The sequence below is a fragment of the Streptomyces sp. NPDC020884 genome (assembly GCF_044333935.1).
Taxonomy (GTDB): Bacteria; Actinomycetota; Actinomycetes; order Streptomycetales; family Streptomycetaceae; genus Streptomyces.
This window is the reverse complement of sequence record NZ_JBIRRY010000002.1, coordinates 640,060-661,210: the sequence shown is the minus strand read 5'-3', so window position 1 is coordinate 661,210 and position 21,151 is coordinate 640,060. Positions and strand designations below refer to the sequence as shown.

General features: G+C 72.1%; 22 protein-coding genes and 1 riboswitch. Of the genes, 11 read left to right on the top strand and 11 right to left on the bottom strand.

All coding sequences use genetic code 11. The annotated features are described in order from the left end of the window. The first annotated feature begins 126 nt into the window (after nucleotides 1–126). Nucleotides 127–768, top strand: coding sequence for a TetR/AcrR family transcriptional regulator (locus tag ACH4UK_RS09685; protein ID WP_398355475.1), 642 nt, complete (start codon nucleotides 127–129; stop codon nucleotides 766–768). Here the strand turns inward: ACH4UK_RS09685 and ACH4UK_RS09680 are convergent. From ACH4UK_RS09680 to ACH4UK_RS09665, 4 genes are all read right to left on the bottom strand, one after another. Continuing rightward, nucleotides 725–1,048, bottom strand: coding sequence for a multidrug efflux SMR transporter (locus ACH4UK_RS09680; RefSeq protein WP_073740048.1), 324 nt, complete (start codon nucleotides 1,046–1,048; stop codon nucleotides 725–727). The genes ACH4UK_RS09685 and ACH4UK_RS09680 overlap by 44 nt on opposite strands. A gap of 121 nt (nucleotides 1,049–1,169) precedes the next feature. Then, entirely contained in the window at nucleotides 1,170–2,186 is a 1,017-nt protein-coding gene (rsgA, locus tag ACH4UK_RS09675; RefSeq protein WP_398355474.1) for a ribosome small subunit-dependent GTPase A, read from the bottom strand. Between the two features lie 3 nt (nucleotides 2,187–2,189). Then, on the bottom strand, nucleotides 2,190–3,542 hold the full coding sequence (gene aroA / locus ACH4UK_RS09670) for a 3-phosphoshikimate 1-carboxyvinyltransferase (RefSeq protein ID WP_398355473.1): 1,353 nt from the start codon (nucleotides 3,540–3,542) through the stop codon (nucleotides 2,190–2,192). 78 nt (nucleotides 3,543–3,620) lie between these two features. After that, the gene (locus ACH4UK_RS09665) at nucleotides 3,621–4,334 is read right to left on the bottom strand and encodes a M50 family metallopeptidase (protein ID WP_007458146.1); all 714 of its coding nucleotides are present in this window, start codon (nucleotides 4,332–4,334) and stop codon (nucleotides 3,621–3,623) included. A gap of 53 nt (nucleotides 4,335–4,387) precedes the next feature. On the opposite strand from ACH4UK_RS09665, the gene ACH4UK_RS09660 reads away from it, so the two are divergent. The 9 genes from ACH4UK_RS09660 (at nucleotide 4,388) to ACH4UK_RS09620 (ending at nucleotide 12,735) form a co-directional block, all read left to right on the top strand. Continuing rightward, on the top strand, nucleotides 4,388–5,203 hold the full coding sequence (locus ACH4UK_RS09660) for an SOS response-associated peptidase (protein ID WP_398355472.1): 816 nt from the start codon (nucleotides 4,388–4,390) through the stop codon (nucleotides 5,201–5,203). Nucleotides 5,204–5,258: 55 nt separating this feature from the next. After that, nucleotides 5,259–5,900 carry an alpha/beta family hydrolase gene (locus ACH4UK_RS09655; protein ID WP_398355471.1) on the top strand — a complete coding sequence of 214 codons (642 nt, stop codon included), beginning with the start codon at nucleotides 5,259–5,261 and terminating at the stop codon, nucleotides 5,898–5,900. Nucleotides 5,901–6,212: 312 nt separating this feature from the next. Further along, a complete protein-coding gene (locus tag ACH4UK_RS09650) occupies nucleotides 6,213–6,869 on the top strand; it encodes a sigma-70 family RNA polymerase sigma factor (protein ID WP_007458152.1) in 657 nt (218 codons plus the stop codon). Then, on the top strand, nucleotides 6,866–7,186 hold the full coding sequence (rsrA, locus tag ACH4UK_RS09645) for a mycothiol system anti-sigma-R factor (protein ID WP_006127465.1): 321 nt from the start codon (nucleotides 6,866–6,868) through the stop codon (nucleotides 7,184–7,186). Before ACH4UK_RS09650 ends, rsrA begins: the two co-directional genes overlap by 4 nt. A gap of 99 nt (nucleotides 7,187–7,285) precedes the next feature. Further along, nucleotides 7,286–8,698 (top strand): HD-GYP domain-containing protein, encoded by a 1,413-nt coding sequence (locus tag ACH4UK_RS09640; RefSeq protein ID WP_398355470.1) that lies wholly within the window; start codon nucleotides 7,286–7,288, stop codon nucleotides 8,696–8,698. Then, a complete protein-coding gene (locus ACH4UK_RS09635) occupies nucleotides 8,695–9,981 on the top strand; it encodes an HD-GYP domain-containing protein (RefSeq protein ID WP_398355469.1) in 1,287 nt (428 codons plus the stop codon). Before ACH4UK_RS09640 ends, ACH4UK_RS09635 begins: the two co-directional genes overlap by 4 nt. Before the next feature lie 92 nt (nucleotides 9,982–10,073). Continuing rightward, nucleotides 10,074–11,069, top strand: coding sequence for a tetratricopeptide repeat protein (locus ACH4UK_RS09630; protein WP_398355468.1), 996 nt, complete (start codon nucleotides 10,074–10,076; stop codon nucleotides 11,067–11,069). A gap of 120 nt (nucleotides 11,070–11,189) precedes the next feature. Further along, nucleotides 11,190–11,828, top strand: coding sequence for a peptide deformylase (gene def, locus ACH4UK_RS09625; protein WP_398355467.1), 639 nt, complete (start codon nucleotides 11,190–11,192; stop codon nucleotides 11,826–11,828). 169 nt (nucleotides 11,829–11,997) lie between these two features. Then, nucleotides 11,998–12,735, top strand: a complete 738-nt coding sequence (locus ACH4UK_RS09620) for a D-Ala-D-Ala carboxypeptidase family metallohydrolase (RefSeq protein ID WP_398355466.1) — start codon at nucleotides 11,998–12,000, stop codon at nucleotides 12,733–12,735. Nucleotides 12,736–12,766: 31 nt separating this feature from the next. Here ACH4UK_RS09620 and ACH4UK_RS09615 read toward each other — a convergent pair whose 3' ends face one another. Continuing rightward, nucleotides 12,767–13,747, bottom strand: a complete 981-nt coding sequence (locus ACH4UK_RS09615) for a helix-turn-helix domain-containing protein (protein ID WP_398355465.1) — start codon at nucleotides 13,745–13,747, stop codon at nucleotides 12,767–12,769. Between the two features lie 81 nt (nucleotides 13,748–13,828). On the opposite strand from ACH4UK_RS09615, the gene ACH4UK_RS09610 reads away from it, so the two are divergent. Next, entirely contained in the window at nucleotides 13,829–14,044 is a 216-nt protein-coding gene (locus ACH4UK_RS09610) for a hypothetical protein (protein WP_398355464.1), read from the top strand. On the opposite strand, the gene ACH4UK_RS09605 is transcribed toward ACH4UK_RS09610, so the two are convergent. The 6 genes from ACH4UK_RS09605 to ACH4UK_RS09580 all read right to left on the bottom strand — a co-directional run bounded on the left by ACH4UK_RS09605 (nucleotide 14,041) and on the right by ACH4UK_RS09580 (nucleotide 20,971). Then, complete coding sequence (locus ACH4UK_RS09605) at nucleotides 14,041–15,057, bottom strand: ribonucleotide-diphosphate reductase subunit beta (protein ID WP_398355463.1); 1,017 nt, start codon at nucleotides 15,055–15,057, stop codon at nucleotides 14,041–14,043. The two genes, ACH4UK_RS09610 and ACH4UK_RS09605, sit on opposite strands and share 4 nt — an antisense overlap. Then, nucleotides 15,057–17,471, bottom strand: coding sequence for a ribonucleoside-diphosphate reductase subunit alpha (locus ACH4UK_RS09600; protein WP_398355462.1), 2,415 nt, complete (start codon nucleotides 17,469–17,471; stop codon nucleotides 15,057–15,059). Before ACH4UK_RS09600 ends, ACH4UK_RS09605 begins: the two co-directional genes overlap by 1 nt. 135 nt (nucleotides 17,472–17,606) lie before the next feature. Beyond that, nucleotides 17,607–17,743: riboswitch (cobalamin riboswitch) on the bottom strand. Nucleotides 17,744–17,786: 43 nt separating this feature from the next. Further along, nucleotides 17,787–18,305 (bottom strand): GNAT family N-acetyltransferase, encoded by a 519-nt coding sequence (locus ACH4UK_RS09595; protein WP_398355461.1) that lies wholly within the window; start codon nucleotides 18,303–18,305, stop codon nucleotides 17,787–17,789. Then, nucleotides 18,305–18,976 carry a hypothetical protein gene (locus ACH4UK_RS09590; protein ID WP_398355460.1) on the bottom strand — a complete coding sequence of 224 codons (672 nt, stop codon included), beginning with the start codon at nucleotides 18,974–18,976 and terminating at the stop codon, nucleotides 18,305–18,307. The genes ACH4UK_RS09595 and ACH4UK_RS09590 overlap by 1 nt, the downstream gene beginning before the upstream one ends. A 109-nt stretch (nucleotides 18,977–19,085) precedes the next feature. Then, a complete protein-coding gene (mctP, locus tag ACH4UK_RS09585; protein ID WP_398355459.1) occupies nucleotides 19,086–20,720 on the bottom strand; it encodes a monocarboxylate uptake permease MctP in 1,635 nt (544 codons plus the stop codon). Next, nucleotides 20,717–20,971: a DUF3311 domain-containing protein gene (locus ACH4UK_RS09580; protein WP_398355458.1), complete on the bottom strand. Its 255-nt coding sequence runs from the start codon at nucleotides 20,969–20,971 to the stop codon at nucleotides 20,717–20,719. The genes mctP and ACH4UK_RS09580 overlap by 4 nt, the downstream gene beginning before the upstream one ends. Nucleotides 20,972–21,151 lie beyond the last annotated feature (180 nt).

The following is a 21,151-nucleotide window of genomic DNA, read 5'->3' as shown; positions in this document are numbered from 1 at the left end:
CGTCACAGTATCCAGCGCCGCCGGGCGCGGGCTACAGCGCCCCCGCCGCCGCCCGTGACGCGCACCCTTGACAGTGCCCGGGAGCGCGTCAACTCTGAACCGCAGGGTCGAGGGGCGGGGGCGAGGATGCCGACAGCGCGACAGGCACTGCTGGACGCCGCCCAGCGGGCGCTGGCCGACCGGCCCTGGCGCGCCGTGCGCATGATCGACGTCGCGACCCTCGCCGGCGTCTCGCGGCAGACCCTCTACAACGAGTTCGGCACCAAGGGCGGACTGGCCGGGGCCCTGCTGCGGCGGGCCGCCGACGGCTATCTCGCCGGGGTGGACCGCGCCCTGACCGCCCCCGCGCCCGACCGTCCGGCCGCCGTCGCGCTCTGGACCGTACGGGCCGCCCGCCGGGACGCGCTGGTCAGGGCGCTGCTCACCGGGCACTGGGCGGAGGGGCTGCCCCGCCCGGACCGCCGGCCGGACCCCCGGGGACGTACGGGCGGGAGACCGACGCCGCCCCCCGGAGAGCTGCTCGCCCTGGTACGGGACCGGATGGTGGCCGCCTCCCCGACGCCGCCCGACGCCGGGCGCTGCGAGATCGCGTTACGGCTCGCGCTGTCCTGTGTGATCGTCCCGGTGCCGGGCGACGACGCCGCGGACAGCCGCGCGCTCCACCTGGTCCGGGAGGCGTCGCGGCCCACGGGGCCGGGTCGGGCGCGTCAGGGCCGGGCGGACCTCAGTGCGCGGAACCGGACAGCTGGAGGCCGATCACCCCGATGATCACCAGCGAGATCGACACCAGCTTCAGCGTGGAGACCACGTCACCGAGGAAGATCATGCCGTAGATCGCGGTTCCGGCCGCCCCGATCCCGGTCCACACCGCGTACGCCGGACCGACGTCCAGCTTCCGCAGCGCCAGGGTCAGCAGACCGAAGCTGCCGAGCGCGAACGCGGCGAACGCGATCGTCGGCCAGAGGCGGGTGAATCCGTGGGAGAGCTTCAGACACACGGCGAAGCCGGTCTCCAGCAGTCCTGCGACCACGACCAGCAGCCAGGGCATCGTCAGTTGCCTCCCGCATAGGTGACGGCTTCGTCCCGCTCGGTGCGATTATGCCTTTACCGGTCGTTGAAGCTCGCAAACATGCGCGCGCCGCCGCGGCCGATTCGGGCCGGACGCGCCGTCAGTCGCCCTCGCGCCGTTCCCGGGTCGCGAGGAGCCTGCGCAGGGAGTCCAGCCGCGCCGGGTCGGCGTGCCCCTCGGTCACCCAGGCGTCCAGCGCGCATTCGGGCTGGTTCTCGTCGTGGGTGCAGCCGCGCGGGCAGTTCTCGGTGCCCGGCTGGAGGTCGGGGAAGGCGTTGATGACGCGCGACGGGTCGACGTGGTGCAGCCCGAAGGACCGGACGCCCGGGGTGTCGACCACCCAGCCCCGGTCGCCGGGCAGCGGCAGCGCGAGGGCCGAGGTGGTGGTGTGCCGCCCCCGGCCGGTGACCGCGTTGACGATGCCGGTGGTCCGCCGCCTGTCCTTCGGCACCAGGGCGTTGACCAGCGTCGTCTTGCCGACCCCGGAGTGCCCGACGAACGCGGTGACGCGGTCGTTCAGGAACGCGCGCACCTGGTCCGCCGCGCCCCCGCTCTCCAGCTCCTCACGGCTGGTCACGATGTACGGGACGCCGAGCGGGGTGTACGCCTCCAACAGCTTGTCCGGCGACGCCAGGTCCGACTTGGTCAGCACCAGGAGCGGGGTGAGCCCGCCGTCGTACGCCGCCACCAGACAGCGGTCGATCATGCGCGGGCGGGGCTCCGGATCGGCCAGCGCGGTGACGATCGCCAACTGGTCCGCGTTGGCGACGACCACGCGCTCGTACGGATCGTCGTCGTCCGCCGTGCGGCGCAGCACCGTGCGGCGCGGGGCGATGCGCACGATCCGGGCCAGGGTGTCCTTCTCGCCGGAGAGGTCGCCGACGATGGAGACGGTGTCGCCCACCACGGCGGCCTTGCGGCCCAGCTCGCGGGCCTTCATCGCCACCACGGTCCGGCCCTCGACGAGGCAGGTGAGCCGGCCCCGGTCGACGGTGAGGACCATGCCGTCCTCGGCGTCCTCGTGCTTGGGCCGGATGTGCGTACGCGGCCGGTTGCCCTTGCGGTTGGGGCGGACACGGATGTCGTCCTCGTCGGGGTTCTTCCCGTAGCGGCGCATGTCCTAGGCCCCGAGCATTCCGGTCCACATGTCCGGGAAGTCCGGCAGGGTCTTGGCGGTCGTGCCCACGTTCTCGATCTCCACGCCCTTCACCGCCAGGCCGATGACCGCTCCGGCGGTGGCCATGCGGTGGTCGTCGTACGTGTGGAAGACGCCGCCGTGCAGCGGGCGCGGGCGGATGTGCAGCCCGTCGGCCGTCTCGGTGACGTCGCCGCCCAGCTCGTTGATCTCCTTGGTCAGCGCGGCCAGCCGGTCCGTCTCGTGCAGCCGCAGATGGGCGACGCCGCTCAGCGTGGAGGGGGAGTCGGCCAGCGCCGCGACCGCCGCGATGCCCGGGGTCAGCTCGCCGACCTCGCCGAGGTTCACCTCGATGCCGTGGATCCGGCCCGTGCCGGTGAAGGTCAGACCGTGCTCGGTCAGCTCGCAGCTGCCGCCCATCGCGGTGAAGATCTCGCGCAGCGCGTCGCCCGGCTGGGTGGTGCGCTCGGGCCAGTCGGGGATGGTGACCCGGCCGCCGGTCACCAGGGCCGCGGCCAGGAACGGCTGGGCGTTGGAGAGGTCCGGCTCGATCGTCAGGTCCCGGCCGAGCAGGGCGGAGGGGGAGACCCGCCAGACGTCCCGCTCGCCGCCCGTCTCCGGCTCGTCCACCTGCGCGCCGACGGCCCGCAGCATGTCGACGGTCATCCGGATGTGCGGCATCGAGGGGAGGGTGGTGCCGGTGTGCCGGACCTCCACGCCCTGGTTGAAGCGCGGCGCCGACAGCAGCAGCGCCGAGACGAACTGCGAGGAGGACGAGGCGTCGATCGCCACCGGACCGCCCTCCAGCGCCCCGCCGCCGTGCACGGTCAGCGGCAGCGCGCCGCGCCCGTCGTCGTCGATCCGCGCGCCGAGCGCCCGCAGCCCCTCGATCACGCCGGTCAGCGGGCGCTCGTAGGACCGGGGGTCGCCGTCGAAGCGGACCGGGCCGTCGGCGAGCGTGGCGACGGGAGGCAGGAAGCGCATGACGGTGCCGGCGTTGCCGACGTCGACCGCGGCCGGGCCGTGCAGCCCCGCCGGGATGACCCGCCAGGCCTCGCCGGAGCTGTCGGGGGAGGCCGCGGCGGACGGGCTGGACGCGGACGAGGAGGAGACGGTCTCCTCGATGCCGACGCCCATCGCGCGCAGCGCGTCGGCCATCAGCAGGGTGTCGCGGGACCGCAGCGGGCGGCGCAGCCAGCCCGGCTCGGCGGCCAGCGAGGCCAGCACGAGTGCGCGGTTGGTGACCGATTTGGATCCGGGCACGGTGACCGTCGCGTCGACGGCTCCGCTCGCGTGGGGGGCGGGCCAGAGGACGGGCTGCACGGAACTCTCGGTCATGACCCTTACTTTAACCGGGCGGCACATGAGGGGCGGCGTCGCGAACCCGTGGCACGGACCGCGGCGGCGAACCCGCCCTCACCACCCCAGCAGCCACCTGCCGCCGCCGATCAGCGAGCACAGCGACACCGCGTGGAAGAGGAACAGCCACAGCACCGCCGGGGCGTGGGTCAGCCGGGCCAGCTGGTCCGCGTCGGAGTCCGGAGCACCCCCGTACCGCCGCTTGGACTGGAGCTCGAACGGCGGCCGCACCCCGCCCAGCAGCAGGAACCACACCACCGCGTACGCGAACGCCGACTGGACGTCCGAGGAGGCCAGCCAGGACACCAGCAGGAACGCGGTGCCGGTCAGGATGACGGTGAGGGCCCCGTACACATTGCGGATCATCACCAGCATCACCGCGAGGAGGGCCGTCGCCACCCACAGCAGGAGGGTGATCCTGCCGTTGGTCAGCAGCCAGGCGCCGCCCAGGCCCAGCAGCGAGGGGGCCGTGTAGCCCGCCGCCGCCGTGAGGATCATCCCGATCCCGGTCGGCTTGCCGCGACTCACGGTCAGCCCGCTGGTGTCCGAGTGCAGCCGGATGCCGGAGAGCTGCCGCCCGGTGAGCAGGGCCACCAGGCCGTGGCCGCCCTCGTGCGCGATGGTGATGGTGTTGCGGGCGAGCCGCCATATCGGGTTGGGCACGACGGCGACGAGCGCCAGGGTGGCCGTCACCACCACCAGCCACTGCTCGGGAGCGGACTGGGTCCCGGTGACGCGATCCCACAGATCGCCCAATTCGGTGCTGTTCATCGGCCGGGCGACTCCTTGCGGTCGGGGCGGGCGGTCGTGGCAGTCTGGCACTTATGTGCGGACGGTATGCAGCGAGCCGGCGACCCGAGGACCTGACCGGACTCTTCGGCGTCGAGAAGTGGGAACCCACCGAGACCCTGGAGCCGGACTGGAACGTGGCGCCGACCAAAGAGGTCTACGCGGTTCTGGAGCGTCCTGTTAAGGACGCCGACGACCAGCGTCCGGTTCGCCAGCTGCGTGCCCTGAAATGGGGACTCGTCCCGTCCTGGTCGAAGACCCCCGAGGGCGCCGCCCGGATGATCAACGCCCGCGCGGAGACCGTGCACGAGAAGCCCTCCTTCCGCCGCGCCTTCGCCCAGCGCCGCTGCATCCTGCCCGCCGACGGCTACTACGAGTGGGTCACCGGCCCGGAGGAACGGCAGCTGGAGGAGAAGAAGGGCAAGAAGCGGGCCCGCAAGCAGCCGTATTTCGTGACCCCGGCCGACGGGTCCGTCTTCGCGATGGCCGGACTGTACGAGTTCTGGCGCGACGCGACCCTGCCCAAGGACCACGAGAACGCCTGGTGGGTGACCTGCTCGGTGATCACCACCGAGGCGGAGACCACACCGCTGGCCGTCGCCCCGGCCGAGGGGCCCGGCGCCCTCGCCGACATCCACCCCCGGATGCCGCTGATGCTCACCCCCGACCTCTGGGACACCTGGCTGGACCCCACGCACACGGGCCTCGACGAGCTGCGGGCGCTGCTGGAGCCCCCGCCCGGCGGACTGATGCGCGCCTACCCGGTCGCCACCGCCGTCAGCAACGTCCGCAACAACGGGCCCGAACTGCTGGAGGAGCTGGCCGCGCCGGAGGAGTCCACGCTGTTCTGAAAGGGGCGCGGGGGAGTCCACGCTGTTCTGAAGGGGCGCGGGGGAGGATGGCCCCGTGAGCCGCCAACGGAGTACGCAGAACGTCACCACCGACGCCGGTGAGGCCAGGATCACCTGGGTCCCCGCGCCCGCGCCCCGCCTCGTGCTGGCCGTGAGCCACGGGGCGGGCGGCGGCATCGAGGCCCGCGATCTGCGGGCCCTGGCCGCCGCCCTGCCCGGACACGGCGTCACCGTCGCCCTGGTGGAGCAGCCCTGGCGGGTGGCCGGCAAGAAGCTGGCCCCCGCTCCCAGGACCCTGGACACCGGCTGGCGCGGTCTGTGGCCCGCCCTGGCCGCCGCCGGGCCGCCCGTCGTCGCCGGGGGCCGCAGCGCCGGGGCCCGGGTCGCCTGCCGGACGGCGACCGAGTTGGGCGCGGCCGCCGTCCTCGCGCTCAGCTTCCCGCTGCACCCGCCGGGCAGGCCCGAGAAGTCCCGCGCCGACGAGCTGCTCGGCGCCGGAGTGCCCGCGCTGGTGGTGCAGGGCGGCAACGACCCGTTCGGGCGGCCGGAGGAGTTCCCGCCCGGTCCCTACGAGCTGGCCGAAGTGCCCTACGGCGACCACGGGTTCGCGGTGCCGAAGAGGTCCGGGCTGACCGAGGAGCAGGCGATGGGCGTCCTCACCGAGGCGGTCGCCGGGTGGCTCACGTCACTCGGATGACCGACACGCCCCGGGTGACCCGGGCCTCACGCCCGTGGCCACGCGCCCCGGGAATGCTCCGCCCCGGGGCGCTGTTGTTCGGGACGTCGGTACAACAACGTCGTACGTGGAGAGGGAGTCCGTCGCATGGGTTCGACCATCTGCCCCAGCCGCTCGAACGCCGCTGACCTGGAGTGGACCGTGCTGCCTGCGGCGAGGACCAGCCACGAGCGGCCCTCGGGCGGTGCTGATCGACAGCCCGTCTCGAAGCAAGGTCGACTATTCTCCGATGCGAGCGGGTCCGGTTTCGGCTCCGCCACATCGTTGGAGGAGGTGGGTCCGGTCACTGGGACCGACACAGGGACCGACGACGGCCGTGCACCGGAGACGTCCGCCGAGCGCAACGCGCGCTTCGAGCGGGACGCCCTCGGCTTTCTCGACCAGATGTACTCGGCCGCGCTGCGCATGACGCGCAACCCGGCCGATGCCGAGGACCTGGTCCAGGAGACCTACGCCAAGGCGTACGGCTCCTTCCACCAGTTCCGTGAGGGCACCAACCTCAAGGCGTGGATGTACCGCATTCTCACCAACACCTTCATCAACTCGTACCGCAAGAAGCAGCGGGAGCCCCAGCGCAGCGCCGCCGAGGAGATCGAGGACTGGCAGCTGGCACGGGCCGAGTCGCACATGTCGACCGGTCTGCGCTCGGCGGAGTCCCAGGCGCTCGACCATCTCCCGGACTCCGATGTGAAGTCGGCGCTCCAGGCGATTCCCGAGGAGTTCCGCATCGCCGTGTATCTCGCCGATGTCGAGGGCTTTGCCTACAAGGAGATCGCGGACATCATGGGGACCCCCATCGGCACGGTGATGTCCCGGCTCCACCGCGGCCGTCGTCAGCTGCGCGGCATGCTGGAGGACTACGCCCGTGAGCGCGGGCTCGTCGCGGCCGGTGCCGGTGACTCGGACGATCGGAAGGGCTCGGCCTCATGAGCTGCGGAGAGCCGCACGAGACGGATTGCTCGGAGGTCCTCGACCATCTCTACGAGTTTCTCGACCGGGAGATGCCCGAGGGCGACTGCACCAAATTCGAGGTGCACTTCGAGGAGTGCTCCCCGTGCCTGGAGAAGTACGGCCTCGAGCAGGCCGTGAAGAAGCTGGTCAAGCGCTGCTGCGGACAGGACGACGTCCCGACCGACCTGCGCTCCAAGGTGATGGGCCGGATCGACCTGATCCGGGCCGGCGAGGCCGTGCCCGATCAGGACGTGACCGTGCAGGACACGGACCGGTCGGCGACCGCCGCCGAATAGTCACCCGAATGTGCTAATCGGATCCCGTAGTGGCTCGGTGAGCCGCGCAACTCGCTAGCGTGGCGCGTCCATCGACCATGCTGGGGGGCGAGTGCGCGCGTGAGGGGCACACCGGCGGCGGCACGTGCCTGCATCCTGACCGCCGTGCTCTGCGCGATCTGGTGCACGCTTCCCGCGTTCGCCCCCGGCGCCCCGGTTCCGTGGAGCACAGCCGCCCTGCTCGCCGCCCTCGGCCTCGGCTGCGGGCCGATCGGCCGCCGCTCTCCCGCCACGGGCTCCGGACCGGTCGCCGCCGGATCGTTCCTGCCGATCCTGCTCGCCGCCGCCTTCCTGCTGCCGCCCGCCGCGGCCGCGCTGGTGGCGGCGGCCGGCTCACTGGCCGGGGGGGTGGAACAGCCGCCGTACGCCGCCCGGCGGATCTGGCGGGCCGCTCAGCTCGCCCTCACCTGCGCCGCCGGCTCCTGGGTGCACACCGCTCTCGGCGGCCCCGCGACGCTCGGCGGCGGCGCAACGGCCCCGGACTTCCCGCGCGCCCTGCTGCCCGCCTGCGCCGCGTCGATCGCCTTCAGCCTGGTGCTCACCGCGCTGGACGGCGTCATTCTCGCGGCGGCCGAGCGCCGGCCGGTGCACCGCACCGCCTGCGGACTGCTGCCGCGCGCGCTCGGGCCGCATCTGACGCACGCGCTCGCCGGGCTGATGATGGCCGTCCTGTGGCGCAGCCCGTACGGCCCGCTCTCCGCGCTCCTCGTACTGCTGCCGATGTACCTCTCCTGCTGGGTCTTCGCCCAGTACCACCGTGAACAGGCCGCCCACCGGGCCACCATCCGCGCGCTGGTCCAGGCCGTCGACATCAAGGACGCCTACACCCGCGGCCACAGCGAGCGGGTCGGCCGGGCCTCCGTCCTGATCGCCCGTGAACTCGGCATGGACGAGAGCCGGGTGGAGGGGCTCCGGTTCGCCGGGATCCTGCACGACGTCGGCAAGCTCGGCGTGCCCACCCGGGTGCTCCGCAAGGACGGTCCGCTCACCCCCGAGGAGCGGCGGATCATGGAACTGCATCCGGAGTACGGGCACGAGATCGTCCGGGGCATCGGCTTCCTGGACGAGGCCCGCGACGCGATCCTGCACCACCACGAACGGCTCGACGGCAGCGGCTATCCGTACGGGCTCAGCGGCCCGCGCATCCCCGAGTTCGCCCGCGTCGTCGCCGTCGCCGACGCCTTCGACGCGATGACCTCCACCCGCTCCTACCGCCGGGCCCGCCCGGTGTCCGCCGCGCTCGCCGAACTGAAGCGGTGCGCGGGCAGCCAGTTCGACCCCCGGATGGTGCGCGCGCTGGACCGCGCGCTGGACCGGCACGGCTGGAGCGCCGCCGACACCGCCGTCACGGCCGACGAGCCGCCCGGCGCCGCTCCCGGGCCCCCTCGCGGCCCGGGAGCGGTGCCCGCCGCCCGGTCGGCGGGACCGCCCGCCGTTCCCCTCCCCGGGCCGTCCCGGGACCGCCGCCGGTGAGGGCCCGGCCCGGGAGCGGCCTGCCCGCCCCGGCCGTCCGCACGGTGCGCGGGGCCGCGCTCCTCCTCGCCCTCGTCGCGCTCGCCCACACCCTGGTGCACGGACTCGCCGGACCGGGCCACGCCCTGGCCTTCGGGCTGCTGGTCGCCGCCGGGGAACCGGTCCGCCGAAGCGTCGCCCCCGGGGGACGGGAGCCCGCGCCGATCGGGGCCGCCGGGGCCCTCGCGTACGCCCTGCTCGGGGACAGCGCCGGTTCGCCGACCACGCACGGGGCCCTCCAGGTGATCGCCGTGGTGGTCGCCGCGCAGGCGCTCGCCGCCGCCCCGCGGCTGGCGCGGGGCCATCGCGTGGACCCGGACCGGGCCGCCCGCCGGACCCTGACCGTGGGCTTCGCGGCGGTCTGCTTCCAGCCGCTGTACAACTCCGGGCAGGCGGTGCGCTGGTTCGGTGACGGGGCCCGCTTCGCGCTGTTCCCGCTCGCGGTCCTGGCGCTGACCGCCCTGTGCGACGCCCTGCTGGCCGCCCTCCTCGCGCGGTCGGCGGCCCGCTCCGAAGGGCCCGGCGCCCCACCCGCGTACGGATCGCTCCTGGCCGACGAGGTGCGCGCGCTCGCCGGGATCGGGCCCGCGATCGGCGCGACCGGGGTCGTGATGGCGCTGGGCGTCGCGGCCGCCGGGCCGTGGGCACTGGTGGTGCTGTCCGGGCCGCTGCTGCTCACGCAGATCTCCGTACGCCGGTACGCGGCCGTCCGCACGACCTACCGGCAGACGATCGCCTCGCTCGCCCGCGCCACCGAGGTCGCCGGGTACACCCCGCCCGGCCATGCCCGCCGGGTCGCCGCGCTCGCCACCGCCGTGGGGCGGGAGCTGGGGCTGACCGGGCCGCAGCTGACCGTGCTGGAGCACGCCGCCCTGATGCACGACATCGGCCAGCTCTCCCTCCTGGACCCGGTCGCCGGCGGTGCGACGGCCCGGCTGCCCGCTGCCGAGCAGCGCCGGATCGCCCTGCTCGGCGGGGCGGTGGTCCGCCGCACCGGGGTCGATCCGGCGGTCGCGGCGGTGGTGGAGCAGCAGGCCGATCCGTACCGGGAACAGCTGCCCGCCGCCAGGATCGTCAGGACGGTCAACGCATACGACGACCTGCGTGGGGAATGCGTGGGCGGGCCGCTCGGCGCGCTGGAGCAGCTCAGGCTCGGCACGGGGCACGACCACCAGCCGCAGGTGGTGGAGGCGCTGGGACGAGTCCTCGCGCGGGGCGGTCTGACCTCGGCCGGGGCTGGGTAACCCATGGGTAATGAGCGGGCGTCCGGCCGGGCATGGTTGGATGCGAAAGCAGAGCGGATGACGAGGGTGTCCAGTCGGGACAGGCGGGAATCGTGAGGATCTTCGGGAAGGTACGGCATCGGCCGTCCGCCTCTTGGCGGCAGGCCACGGACCGCGCGTTCACGCTGATCGGCGACGGCCGGTACGAGGACGCGGGGGCGCTGCTCACGCGCGCGGCGGATCTGGAGCCCTGGCTCTCGGAGTCCTGGTTCAATCTGGCGCTGCTGCACAAGTTCCGGCACGACTGGGAGCAGGCGAGGGCGGCGGGCCTGCGGGCCGTCGCGCTGCTCGACCGGGAGTCCGGCGCCCCGGACTGGTGGAACGTCGGGATCGCGGCCACCGCGCTCCAGGACTGGCCGCTGGCGCGGCGCGCCTGGCAGGCGTACGGACTGAAGGTCCCCGGCGGCAGCCAGCACAACGGGGCCACCACCGAGCCCACCGGCATGGAGCTGGGCAGCGCGGCGGTGCGGCTCTCGCCGGAGGGCGAGGCCGAGGTGGTCTGGGGCCGCCGGCTCGACCCGGCCCGGATCGAGGTGCTCTCGATCCCGCTGCCGTCCTCCGGGCGGCGCTGGGGCGAGGTCGTCCTGCACGACGGGGTGCCCAACGGCGAGCGGGTCACCGCGGCCGGGCCCTCGTATCCGGTGTTCGACGAGATCGAGCTGTGGGCGCCCTCCCCGGTGCCGACCTGGGTGGTGCTGCTGGAGGCGGCCACCGAGGACGACCGGGACGCGCTGGAGAAGCTGGCCTCGGACGCCGGGTTCGCCGCCGAGGACTGGTCCTCCTCCGTACGGCTGCTGTGCCGGGCGTGCTCGGAGAGCCGGATGGAGAGCGACGAGGGCGACGGGGAGCACCTGGACCCGCACGACCACAGCGAGCCGGGCCACCCCGGGCCGCTGGGCCACCGCACCGCGGGCGCCGGAGACCTGTGGGTCCCGGAGCGCGAGTGCGGTCTCGCGGCCCCGGCCGGTCTGGTGCGCGGGCTGCTGGACGGCTGGGTCGCCGACAGTCCGGACAGCCGGGAGTGGCGGGATCTCGAAGAAGTCTGCTGACCGCTGCCCGTAGGCTGTACGCGCACCGATCGCGGTGCTGTCCCTCCCGTGGTTCCCGGGTTCTGACGGGGTTCGGCGGGGTCACCGAGTTCAGGTTTTGCAGGAAGGCGTACGGCGGACATGTCGCAGCAGGAGACGGACGGGCGGATCGGCGTGGACGACGAGGGGTTCCTCGTCGACACCGAGGACTGCGAGGAGCGTGAGGCGGCCTACCGCGAGCGCGGCACCTCCCGTCCGATCACGGTCGTGGGCAACCCGGTGCTGCACAAGGAGTGCAAGGACGTCACGGCGTTCGACGACGAGCTGGCGCGGCTGATCGACGACATGTTCGCCAGCCAGAAGAGGGCCGAGGGCGTCGGCCTGGCCGCCAACCAGATCGGCGTGGACCTGAAGGTCTTCGTCTACGACTGCCCCGACGACGACGGCAAGCGGCACACCGGCGTCATCTGCAATCCGGTCCTGGAGGAGCTCGCCCCCGAGGCGCGGGTGCTGGACGACTCCAACGAGGGCTGCCTCTCGGTGCCGACCGCGTACGCCTCGCTCGCCCGCCCCGACTACGCGGTGGTGCGCGGACAGGACGCGCAGGGCAATCCGGTCAAGGTGCGCGGCAGCGGCTACTTCGCGCGCTGCCTCCAGCACGAGACGGACCACCTCTACGGCTACCTCTACATCGACCGCCTCTCCAAGCGGGAGCGCAAGGACGCGCTGCGGCAGATGGACGAGGGCACGCCGCGCTACGAGGTCGTCCCGAACGACTGAGGACGTTTGCGGCAGGGGTCCGGCGCTGAGGTGCGGCGCCGGGCCCCTGCCGCTTTTTCGGGGCCGCTTGGCAGATAACTGTCGTTTGCTCAGGGGTAGTTGACGCGCGTTGACCGGCTGGGACAGGCTCGCGTGAACATCGACCGTGACGTTCAGAGGGAGACCCCCTGTGCTGAGACGCACCGCACGCGTTCTGCTCGGATTTGTCATGACCATTGCATTTGCGCTGGGCGGGGTGGTGCTGACCGCCGGTACCGCGCAGGCCGACGGCTGCTACACCTGGACCCGCACCCTGAAGTCCGGGGCCACCGGCAACGACGTCACCCAGCTCCAGATCCGGGTCGCCGGCTACCCGGGTTACAACGCGGTACTGGCGATCGACGGCTCCTACGGCCCCGCCACCACCGCCGCCGTCAAGCGGTTCCAGGCGGCCTACGGGCTGGCCGCGGACGGGGTCGCCGGACCGGCCACCCAGTCCAAGCTCTACGCGCTCCAGGACAACGACTGCACCCCGATCCACTTCACGTACCCCGAGCTCAACAAGTGCAACAGCACCTGGGCCGGCGGGAAGGTCGCGGCGGGCACGGCCAAGGCCAACGCGCTGAGCAGCATGTGGAAGCTGGAGGCGCTGCGCCACGCGCTGGGCGACCAGTCCATCCGGGTGACCAGCGGCTTCCGCTCCGTCTCCTGCAACGCGGCCGTCGGCGGAGCCTCCAACAGCCGTCACATGTACGGCGACGCGGTCGACCTCGGCGTCTCGCCGCACTCCCTGTGCACGCTGGCCAAGCAGGCCCGCTACCACGGCTTCCGGGGCATCCTCGGCCCCGGCTACCCGGGCCACGGCGACCACGTGCACGTCAACCAGGGGCCCAACCGCCACTGGGCGGCGTCCAGCTGCGGTATCTGACCCTCCCCGGAGGATCCCGGCCCGGCGGCGCTCAGGCGACGTCGGGCACGGCCGTGCCCGACGGACCCCGGAAGGTGCGGCGGTAGGCGTTCGGCGTGGTGCCCAGTGACCGCACGAACTGGTGTCGCAGCGTCGCCGCCGTACCGAAGCCCGTCTGCCCCGCGATCGTGTCGACCGTCCGGTCGGAGGTCTCCAGCAGATGCTGGGCCAGCAGCACCCGCTGCCGCAGCAGCCAGCGGTACGGCGTGGTCCCGGTCTCCTGCTGGAACCGCCGGGCGAAGGTGCGCGGCGACATGTGCGCCTGCGCGGCCAGCTGCTCCACGCTCATCTCCTGGTCGAGGTGCTGGTCCATCCACGCCAGCGTCGAGCCGACCGTGTCGCAGGCGTTCCGGGGCAGCGGGCGGCTGATGTACTGCGCCTGGCCGCCGTCCCGGTGGGGCGGCACCACCATGCGCCGGGCGAGGGTGTTGGCCGCGTCCTGGCCGTACTCCTGCCGGATCAGGTGCAGACAGGCGTCGATCCCGGCGGCGGTGCCCGCCGAACTGATCACCGCGCCCTCGTCCACGTACAGCACATCCGGCTCGACGATGGCCTTCGGGTAGCGCCGGGACAGCTCCGCCGCGTGCCGCCAGTGGGTGGTGCAGCGGCGGCCGTCCAGCAGCCCGGCCGCGCCGAGGACGTACGCCCCCGAACAGACGCTCAGCACCCGCGAGCCGCGCTCCACGGCCCGGCGCAGCGCGTCGAGGAGCTCCTCGGGGTAGTCCCGCTCCATGAAGTTGCTGCCCGCCGGCACGGCGATGAGGTCGGCCTCCTCCAGCCGCTCCAGGCCGTGCGGCGTGGTGATGGTGAAGCCCGCGTGGGTGTTGAGGACGGGGCCCTCGGCGGAGACCACCGCGAAATCGTGCACGGGCAGCCCCTCCTCGCTGCGGTCGAGTCCGAACACCTCGCACAGGACGCCGAGTTCGAAGGGGTGGACCTCGTCGAGGAGGAGGGCGGCGACATTGGTCAGCATGGACCCAGTGTGGCAGTTATTTGATGCCCCATGGCAGTCCTGCCACTGATGAATTTCGTTCCGGCGGTCCAGAGTAGAGGCATGAACACATTCCTGAACTACCTGGTCGTAGCGGCACTTTTCGCCCTCGTCCTCGCGCCCGTGGCCCTCGGCGTCGCCCGCGAACGCCGTATCGACCGCCAGCTGCGGGTGGCGGAACGGGGGCGGCGGGCGGCCGGGCCCCCGGAAACGGAAAGCGCCGCGCAACCGGTCACGGCCGCGCGGCGCCCCTACCTCGGCAGTTGGGCGAGGGTCTAGAAGTCGTCGTCGAACCCGACCGAGCCCTCCACGGCCACCTGGTAGGCGGACGGGCGGCGCTCGAAGAAGTTCGTCAGCTCCTGGACGCCCTGGAGCTCCATGAAGGAGAACGGGTTCTCCGAGCCGTACACCGTCGGGAAGCCGAGGCGGGCGAGCCGCTGGTCGGCGACGCACTCCAGGTACTGGCGCATCGACTCGGTGTTCATGCCCGGCAGGCCCTCGCCGCACAGGTCGCGGCCGAACTGCAGCTCCGCCTCGACCGCTTCCTTCAGCATGTCGGTGACCTGCTGCTGGAGCGCGTCGTCGAAGAGCTCCGGCTCCTCCTTGCGGACGGTGTCCACGACCTCGAACGCGAAGTTCATGTGCATCGTCTCGTCACGGAACACCCAGTTGGTGCCCGTGGCGAGACCGTGCAGCAGACCGCGCGAGCGGAACCAGTACACGTACGCGAAGGCGCCGTAGAAGAACAGCCCCTCGATGCAGGCCGCGAAGCAGATCAGGTTCAGCAGGAAGCGGCGGCGGTCGGCCTTCGACTCCAGCTGGTCGATCTTCTCGACCGAGTCCATCCACTTGAAGCAGAACTGGGCCTTCTCGCGGATCGAGGGGATCTCCTCGACCGCGTCGAACGCCGCCGCCCGGTCGTCCGGGTCGGGCAGATAGGTGTCCAGCAGCGTCAGATAGAACTGGACGTGCACGGCCTCCTCGAAGAGCTGCCGCGACAGGTACAGCCGCGCCTCGGGGGAGTTGATGTGCTTGTACAGCGTCAGCACGAGGTTGTTGGAGACGATCGAGTCACCGGTCGCGAAGAACGCCACCAGCCGGCCGATCATGTGCTGCTCGCCCGGCGACAGCTTGGCGAGGTCGGAGACGTCCGAGTGGAGGTCGACCTCCTCGACGGTCCAGGTGTTCTTGATCGCGTCCCGGTAGCGCTCGTAGAAGTCCGGGTAGCGCATGGGACGCAGGGTCAGTTCGAAGCCCGGGTCGAGCAGGTTCTTGGTGTCGTCGGTGCTCATTACTGGCAGGCCTCGCAGGACTCGGGGTTTTCGAGGGAGCAGGCGATGGCCTCCGCGTCGGGAGCCGAAGCCTGCTGTACGGGAATGGGGGCGGCGGCCGCCGCCTGTCCGGACGCGGCACGGGCGATCCGGGTCGCCGGGCGCGAACGCAGGTAGTACGTCGTCTTCAGCCCCTGCTTCCAGGCGTACGCGTACATCGAGGAGAGCTTGCCGATCGTCGGCGTCTCCAGGAACAGGTTCAGCGACTGGCTCTGGTCGAGGAACGGCGTACGGGCCGCCGCCATGTCGATCAGGCCGCGCTGCGGGATCTCCCACGCGGTGCGGTACAGCGCCCGCACGTCCTCGGGGATCCAGGCGAAGCCCTGCACCGAGCCGCTCGCCTCGCGCAGCGCCTCGCGGGTGCGGGCGTCCCACACGCCGAGCTTCTTCAGCTCGTCCACCAGGTAGGCGTTGACCTGGAGGAACTCACCGCTGAGCGTCTCGCGCTTGAACAGGTTGGAGACCTGCGGCTCGATGCACTCGTACACCCCGGCGATCGAGGCGATCGTGGCGGTCGGCGCGATGGCCAGCAGCAGCGAGTTGCGCATGCCGGTCTGCGCGACCCGGGCGCGCAGGGCGTCCCAGCGCTCCGGCCAGTTCAGCTCGGTGTCGTAGTGGTCGGGGTGCAGCACACCGCGCGCCGCCCGGGTCTCGGACCAGGCGGGCAGCGGGCCGGAGCGCTCGGCGAGGTCGCAGGACGCCTCGTACGCGGCCAGCATGATCCGCTCGGAGATCTTCGTGGAGAGCGCGCGGGCCTGCGGCGAGTCGAACGGCAGGCGCAGCTGGAAGAAGACGTCCTGGAGGCCCATCGCGCCCAGGCCCACCGGCCGCCAGCGGGAGTTGGAGCGCCCGGCCTGCTCGGTCGGGTAGAAGTTGATGTCGACGACCCGGTCCAGGAAGGTCACGGCGGTCCGCACGGTGGCGTCCAGGCGCTCCCAGTCGATCGAGCCGTCGGCCACGAACGCGCCGAGGTTGACCGAACCCAGGTTGCAGACGGCCGTCTCGCCGTCGTCGGTGACCTCGAGGATCTCCGTGCACAGGTTCGAGGAGTGAACGACCCGGCCCGGCTCGGCCGTCTGGTTGGCGGTCCGGTTGGAGGCGTCCTTGAACGTCATCCAGCCCTGGCCGGTCTGCGCGAGGGTCCGCATCATCCGGCCGTACAGCTCACGCGCCGGAATCGTCCTGCGGGCCAGGCCCTTGGCCTCGGCCGCGCGGTAGGCCGCGTCGAACGCGTCGCCCCACAGGTCGACCAGCTCGGGCACCTCGGCGGGGGAGAAGAGCGACCACTCGGTGTCCGCGTCGACCCGGCGCATGAACTCGTCCGGGATCCAGTGCGCCAGGTTCAGGTTGTGCGTACGCCGCTGGTCCTCACCGGTGTTGTCGCGGAGCTCCAGGAACTCCTCGATGTCCGCGTGCCAGGTCTCCAGGTAGACCGCCGCCGCGCCCTTGCGGCGGCCGCCCTGGTTCACCGCCGCGACGGAGGCGTCCAGCGTCTTGAGGAACGGCACGATGCCGTTGGAGTGCCCGTTGGTGCCCCGGATCAGCGAACCCCGGGCACGGATGCGGGAGTACGACAGACCGATGCCGCCCGCGTGCTTGGAGAGCCGCGCCACCTGGTGGTAGCGGTCGTAGATCGAGTCCAGCTCGTCCTTCGGTGAGTCCAGCAGGTAGCAGGAGGACATCTGCGGGTGCCGGGTGCCGGAGTTGAAGAGCGTGGGGGAGGAGGGGAGGTAGTCCAGCCGGCTCATCAGCCCGTACAGCGCGGCGACCTCGTCCAGCGCCCGCACCGAGTCGTCCTCGGCGAGGCCGGCGGCCACGCGCAGCATGAAGTGCTGCGGGGTCTCGATGACCTGGCGGGTGATCGGGTGGCGCAGCAGGTAGCGGCTGTGCAGCGTACGCAGACCGAAGTAGCCGAAGCGGTCGTCGGCGCCGTCCGCCAGCGCCCGCTCGACGAGCTCGTCCAGCGCCTTGGCGTGCGACTCCACGAACGCGGCGGTGCGGTCGGCGATCAGGCCCTCGCGGTGCCCGACGGCGACCGAGGCGGCGAAGGACGTCGCGCCCTGCCCCGCGGCCTCGTCCGCGATCGTGCGGGTCAACAGCCGGGCGGCGAGCCGGGAGTACGCCGGGTCCTCGGAGATCAGCCCGGCGGCGGCCTCGGTGGCCAGCGAGCGCAGCTCGGCCTCGTCGGAACGGGCGTTGCGCCCGCGCAGCGCGGCGGCGGCGACCCGTCCGGGGTCGGTGTCGGGAAGATCGACGGTGAGGTCGGTCAGGGTCCGCAGCAAAGCGGTCCCGGGTCCGTCGTTCGTGCCTGCTCCGGACGTGGTGGAGGCAGCGGATTCGGTGGCTGAAACCGGATCGGCGGGCGCGATGGTCACTGGGCTTTCCCTCGCTCGGCAGGGGCCGGCAGAAGGCGGGGGAGCCGGGCAGCGCGAAACCCGGGGCAGGGCAGCACAACTGACGGCGTCCACCGGCCTGTCCGCGAGGCCCGGACGTCTGGCGTCCGGTTCGGTCGAGCCGGACGCGCTGTCGACAGGTCTTCGGACTTGTAGGTGCGCAAAAGCGCACCGATCACACCGTTGCGGGACAGTTCCGGATTCGCACCGGATTCCCCTGCGGCGACAGCGAGGTCGAGCATACATGTGGGGGCCGCCAGATGATGCGGCCCCCACATGTTGTGTCGCGACGATTCACTACGCCCCTCGAAGGACCGCCCCCAGCTCCAGCCGGAAGGTCATGAGACGCAGGCCCGGCACCGGTTCCCAGTCCCGTTCGGGGGTCCGCAGAAAGCCGAGCCGACGGTAGATCCTATGGGCTCCGAGCATGGCCGGCTGCGTCGACAGCACCAGCGCCCGCACCCCGTGGGCGGACCGGGCGCGCTCGACGCACGCCCGCACGAGGGCCTCTCCGACGCCCCGCCCGCGCCCCTCGCGGGCCACGGCCAGCATCCGGAATTCGGCCTCGTCCGGACCGGCGATGTCGCGCCACGGGGTGCCCGGTGCGGCATACGTCACACCGCCGAGCACCGCCCCGTGCGCGTCGAGCGCGACGAGGACCTCGGCCTCGGCCGCGCGCTGTCCGACCGCCCGCAGCTTGAGCAGATACGGGTCCTGCGGGCCGTCCAGCAGATTCTCGCCGAGATACGCCTCGGCGATGATCTCGCCGAGGACGGCGTACTCGCCGGGCTCCGCCACCCTGATCGTCAGATCCATCAGCCACTCGCTCCCACGTCGTTGTTGGGGGCTCCGTCGCCCACCGGCGGCAGGTCGCCGCGCTCGACCGGCTGCCGCCCGGAGGCCTCCCCGGCCGGTGGCAGCACCTGGTCCAGCTCGTGGTCGTCGGCGCGGTGGGCGAGCAGCGAGGCCGACCGCAGCGTCGCCCGGTCCACGTCCCGGAGCGTGCCGCTCACCGTGACCACGAGTCCTGCCTGCTCCCGGGCGTACGCGTGGCCCGACGCCGTGGCGCGGTACCACTGTCCGCCCTGCCGCTCGCAGGTCACCACGGGCTCCTGGCCGCCGGCGGGCGCGGGATGCTCCGTACAGTCGGCCACGGCGTGCGGGCGGCGCTCCACCGACAGTTGGATCCGCCCGCCCTCGGGCGTGGTGTAGACGCTGCCGAACCCGTCGTCGCCGATCACCCCGACCGACTGGCGCGCCAGCGTGTAGCCCGCGGCCTCGGTCACCCACACATGCTCCACGACGGTCTGCAGGGCCCCCGCCCGCGCCTCCAACTCCGCCCGGTCGGGGGCCGGAGCGGCGGAGGTGCTCCGGCCCGCCGTCACCGCGCCGGGCGCCCGCTCCGTGCCGCATCCCGTCGCCGCCAGGGCCAGAGCCGTCGTCACGGCCGGCAGCACGGCCCGGAGCGGCCGGAATCTCGGTGTCATGGGCACATCCTTTCGTACGGCGAAGGCTCCGCGCACCGCGCAAAGCGGCCGGGCCGCCGCCCGCTCCGCCGAGGGAGGGACGACGGCCCGGGTCAGGGCGTCCGGCGGGTCAGTGACCGCCCGGAGCACCCGCCGTGGCCGGCGGGAGCTCCGTCTTGACGCCCGGGTCGCCGGCGTCCGCCGTGTAGTCGGAGGGCGAGGTCTCGTCGATCCCCACCGGGGCCTTCAGCGCGTTCAGGACGAACGTGAGGACGATGACGACCACCAGGTTCAGCACGAACGCGGTCAGACCGATGTAGCCGATCTCACCGATGCCCGGGATCTCCTTGGAGGACCCGCCGAAGTGCTTCTGCGTCGGGCTCGCCACGCCGTACGCGGCGATCGTCCCGTACAGCATGCCGACCGCCCAGCCGGCTATGAGCGCCCAGCGGTGGAACCACCGGGTGAACAGGCCGCCGACCAGGGCGGGCATCGTCTGGAGGATCCAGATCCCGCCGAGCAGCTGGAAGTTGATCGCGACCGTCTTGTCCATCGTCAGGACGAACGCCAGCGCCCCGACCTTCACCAGCAGCGACACCAGCTTGGAGACCTTGGTCTCCTGGGCGGGTGTGGCGTCCGGTTTGAGGAAGTCCTTGTAGATGTTCCGGGTGAAGAGGTTCGCCGCGGCGATCGACATGATCGCGGCGGGCACCAGCGCGCCGATGCCGATCGCGGCGAACGCCACACCGGCGAACCAGTCCGGGAACATGTTCTCGAAGAGCTGCGGAATGGCCAACTGGCCGTTGTCCACCTTGATCCCGGCGGCGATGGCCATGAAGCCGAGCAGCGCCAGCAGACCCAGCATCAGCGAGTACAGCGGCAGGATCGTGGTGTTGCGCCGGATCACCTCACGGCTGCGGCTGGACAGCGTCGCCGTGATGGAGTGCGGATACATGAACAGCGCCAGCGCCGAGCCCAGTGCCAGGGTGGCGTAACCCCACTGCCCCATCTCGCCCGGGATCAGCGAGCCGCGCGGCTGCCCGGTCTTCGGGTTCTCCTGGGCGAACGCCTCGCCCGCCTTGGAGAAGATCTCGTCGAAGCCGCCGAGCTGGATCGGGATGTAGATGATGGCGACCGCGATGACCAGGTAGATCAGCCCGTCCTTGACGAACGCGATCAGCGCCGGCGCCCGCAGCCCGGAGGAGTAGGTGTACGCGGCCAGCACCGCGAAGGCGATCAGGATCGGCAGGTCCTTGATGAACCAGTGCGTGTTCTCGCCGCCGCCGACGCCCATCACGTCCAGCACCGCCTGGATGCCGACGAGCTGCAGGGCTATGTAGGGCATGGTGGCGAGGATGCCGGTGACGGCGACCGCCAGCGACAGCCCCTTCGACCCGAACCGGCCGCGGACGAAGTCCGAGGTGGTGATGTACCCGTGCTTGTGCGACACGGACCACAGCCGGGGCAGGAAGGTGAAGATCAGCGGGTAGACCAGGATCGTGTACGGCACGGCGAAGAACCCGGCCGCGCCCGCCGCGTAGATCGCCGCCGGGACGGCGACGAAGGTGTACGCGGTGTAGAGGTCGCCGCCGAGCAGGAACCAGGTGACCCAGGTGCCGAACGACCGGCCGCCCAGGCCCCATTCGTCGAGGGTCGCCTCGTTGTCGGCCCTGCGCCAGCGCGCGGCCATGAAGCCCATGACCGTGACGGCCACGAAGAAGAAGATGAAGACGGCGAGTGCGACGCCGTTCACGCCGTCGTTCATGCGGAAGCCCCCGCCTTGCGGGCGCGCTGGTCACGCTGCCACAGCTTGTACGCGATCATCGTCAGCGCGGTCGAGATGACCACCCAGAGCATCTGGTACCAGTAGAAGAACGGGATGCCGATGAACTTCGGCTCGATCCGGGCGTACGAACTCACCCAGAGCATCGCGACGAACGGCGCGACGAGACAGATCCCGATGACCACTCTCGCGGGTGTGACCGTGGGTGGTTTTGCCTCTGTGTCTTCCGGCATGTGGTGACTCCGTCCCCTCGCTGATCACCGGTGCAATGGGCAGGAAATCTAAGGGACACGTCCGCCCAGCGTCACCCCCTGTCCGCATTGCGGTCCGGCAACGGTGATGTATCGCAACGGGACACGGGTGCGGCGCCGGGTCGGTTCACCCAGCCGAAAACGGGCGGTGGCCCGGGGATG

Excerpts from the sequence above, each read along its gene's own strand:
- ACH4UK_RS09610 (WP_398355464.1), top strand. The coding sequence starts at position 13,829 with ATGAACACATTCCTGAACTACCTGGTCGTAGCGGCACTTTTCGCCCTC.
- ACH4UK_RS09685 (WP_398355475.1), top strand. The coding sequence starts at position 127 with ATGCCGACAGCGCGACAGGCACTGCTGGACGCCGCCCAGCGGGCGCTG.
- ACH4UK_RS09580 (WP_398355458.1), bottom strand. The coding sequence starts at position 20,971 with ATGCCGGAAGACACAGAGGCAAAACCACCCACGGTCACACCCGCGAGA.
- ACH4UK_RS09590 (WP_398355460.1), bottom strand. The coding sequence starts at position 18,976 with ATGACACCGAGATTCCGGCCGCTCCGGGCCGTGCTGCCGGCCGTGACG.
- rsrA (WP_006127465.1), top strand. The coding sequence starts at position 6,866 with ATGAGCTGCGGAGAGCCGCACGAGACGGATTGCTCGGAGGTCCTCGAC.
- rsgA (WP_398355474.1), bottom strand. The coding sequence starts at position 2,186 with ATGCGCCGCTACGGGAAGAACCCCGACGAGGACGACATCCGTGTCCGC.
- def (WP_398355467.1), top strand. The coding sequence starts at position 11,190 with ATGTCGCAGCAGGAGACGGACGGGCGGATCGGCGTGGACGACGAGGGG.
- ACH4UK_RS09680 (WP_073740048.1), bottom strand. The coding sequence starts at position 1,048 with ATGCCCTGGCTGCTGGTCGTGGTCGCAGGACTGCTGGAGACCGGCTTC.
- ACH4UK_RS09665 (WP_007458146.1), bottom strand. The coding sequence starts at position 4,334 with ATGAACAGCACCGAATTGGGCGATCTGTGGGATCGCGTCACCGGGACC.
- aroA (WP_398355473.1), bottom strand. The coding sequence starts at position 3,542 with ATGACCGAGAGTTCCGTGCAGCCCGTCCTCTGGCCCGCCCCCCACGCG.
- ACH4UK_RS09615 (WP_398355465.1), bottom strand. The coding sequence starts at position 13,747 with ATGCTGACCAATGTCGCCGCCCTCCTCCTCGACGAGGTCCACCCCTTC.
- ACH4UK_RS09595 (WP_398355461.1), bottom strand. The coding sequence starts at position 18,305 with ATGGATCTGACGATCAGGGTGGCGGAGCCCGGCGAGTACGCCGTCCTC.
- ACH4UK_RS09605 (WP_398355463.1), bottom strand. The coding sequence starts at position 15,057 with ATGAGCACCGACGACACCAAGAACCTGCTCGACCCGGGCTTCGAACTG.
- ACH4UK_RS09660 (WP_398355472.1), top strand. The coding sequence starts at position 4,388 with ATGTGCGGACGGTATGCAGCGAGCCGGCGACCCGAGGACCTGACCGGA.
- mctP (WP_398355459.1), bottom strand. The coding sequence starts at position 20,720 with ATGAACGACGGCGTGAACGGCGTCGCACTCGCCGTCTTCATCTTCTTC.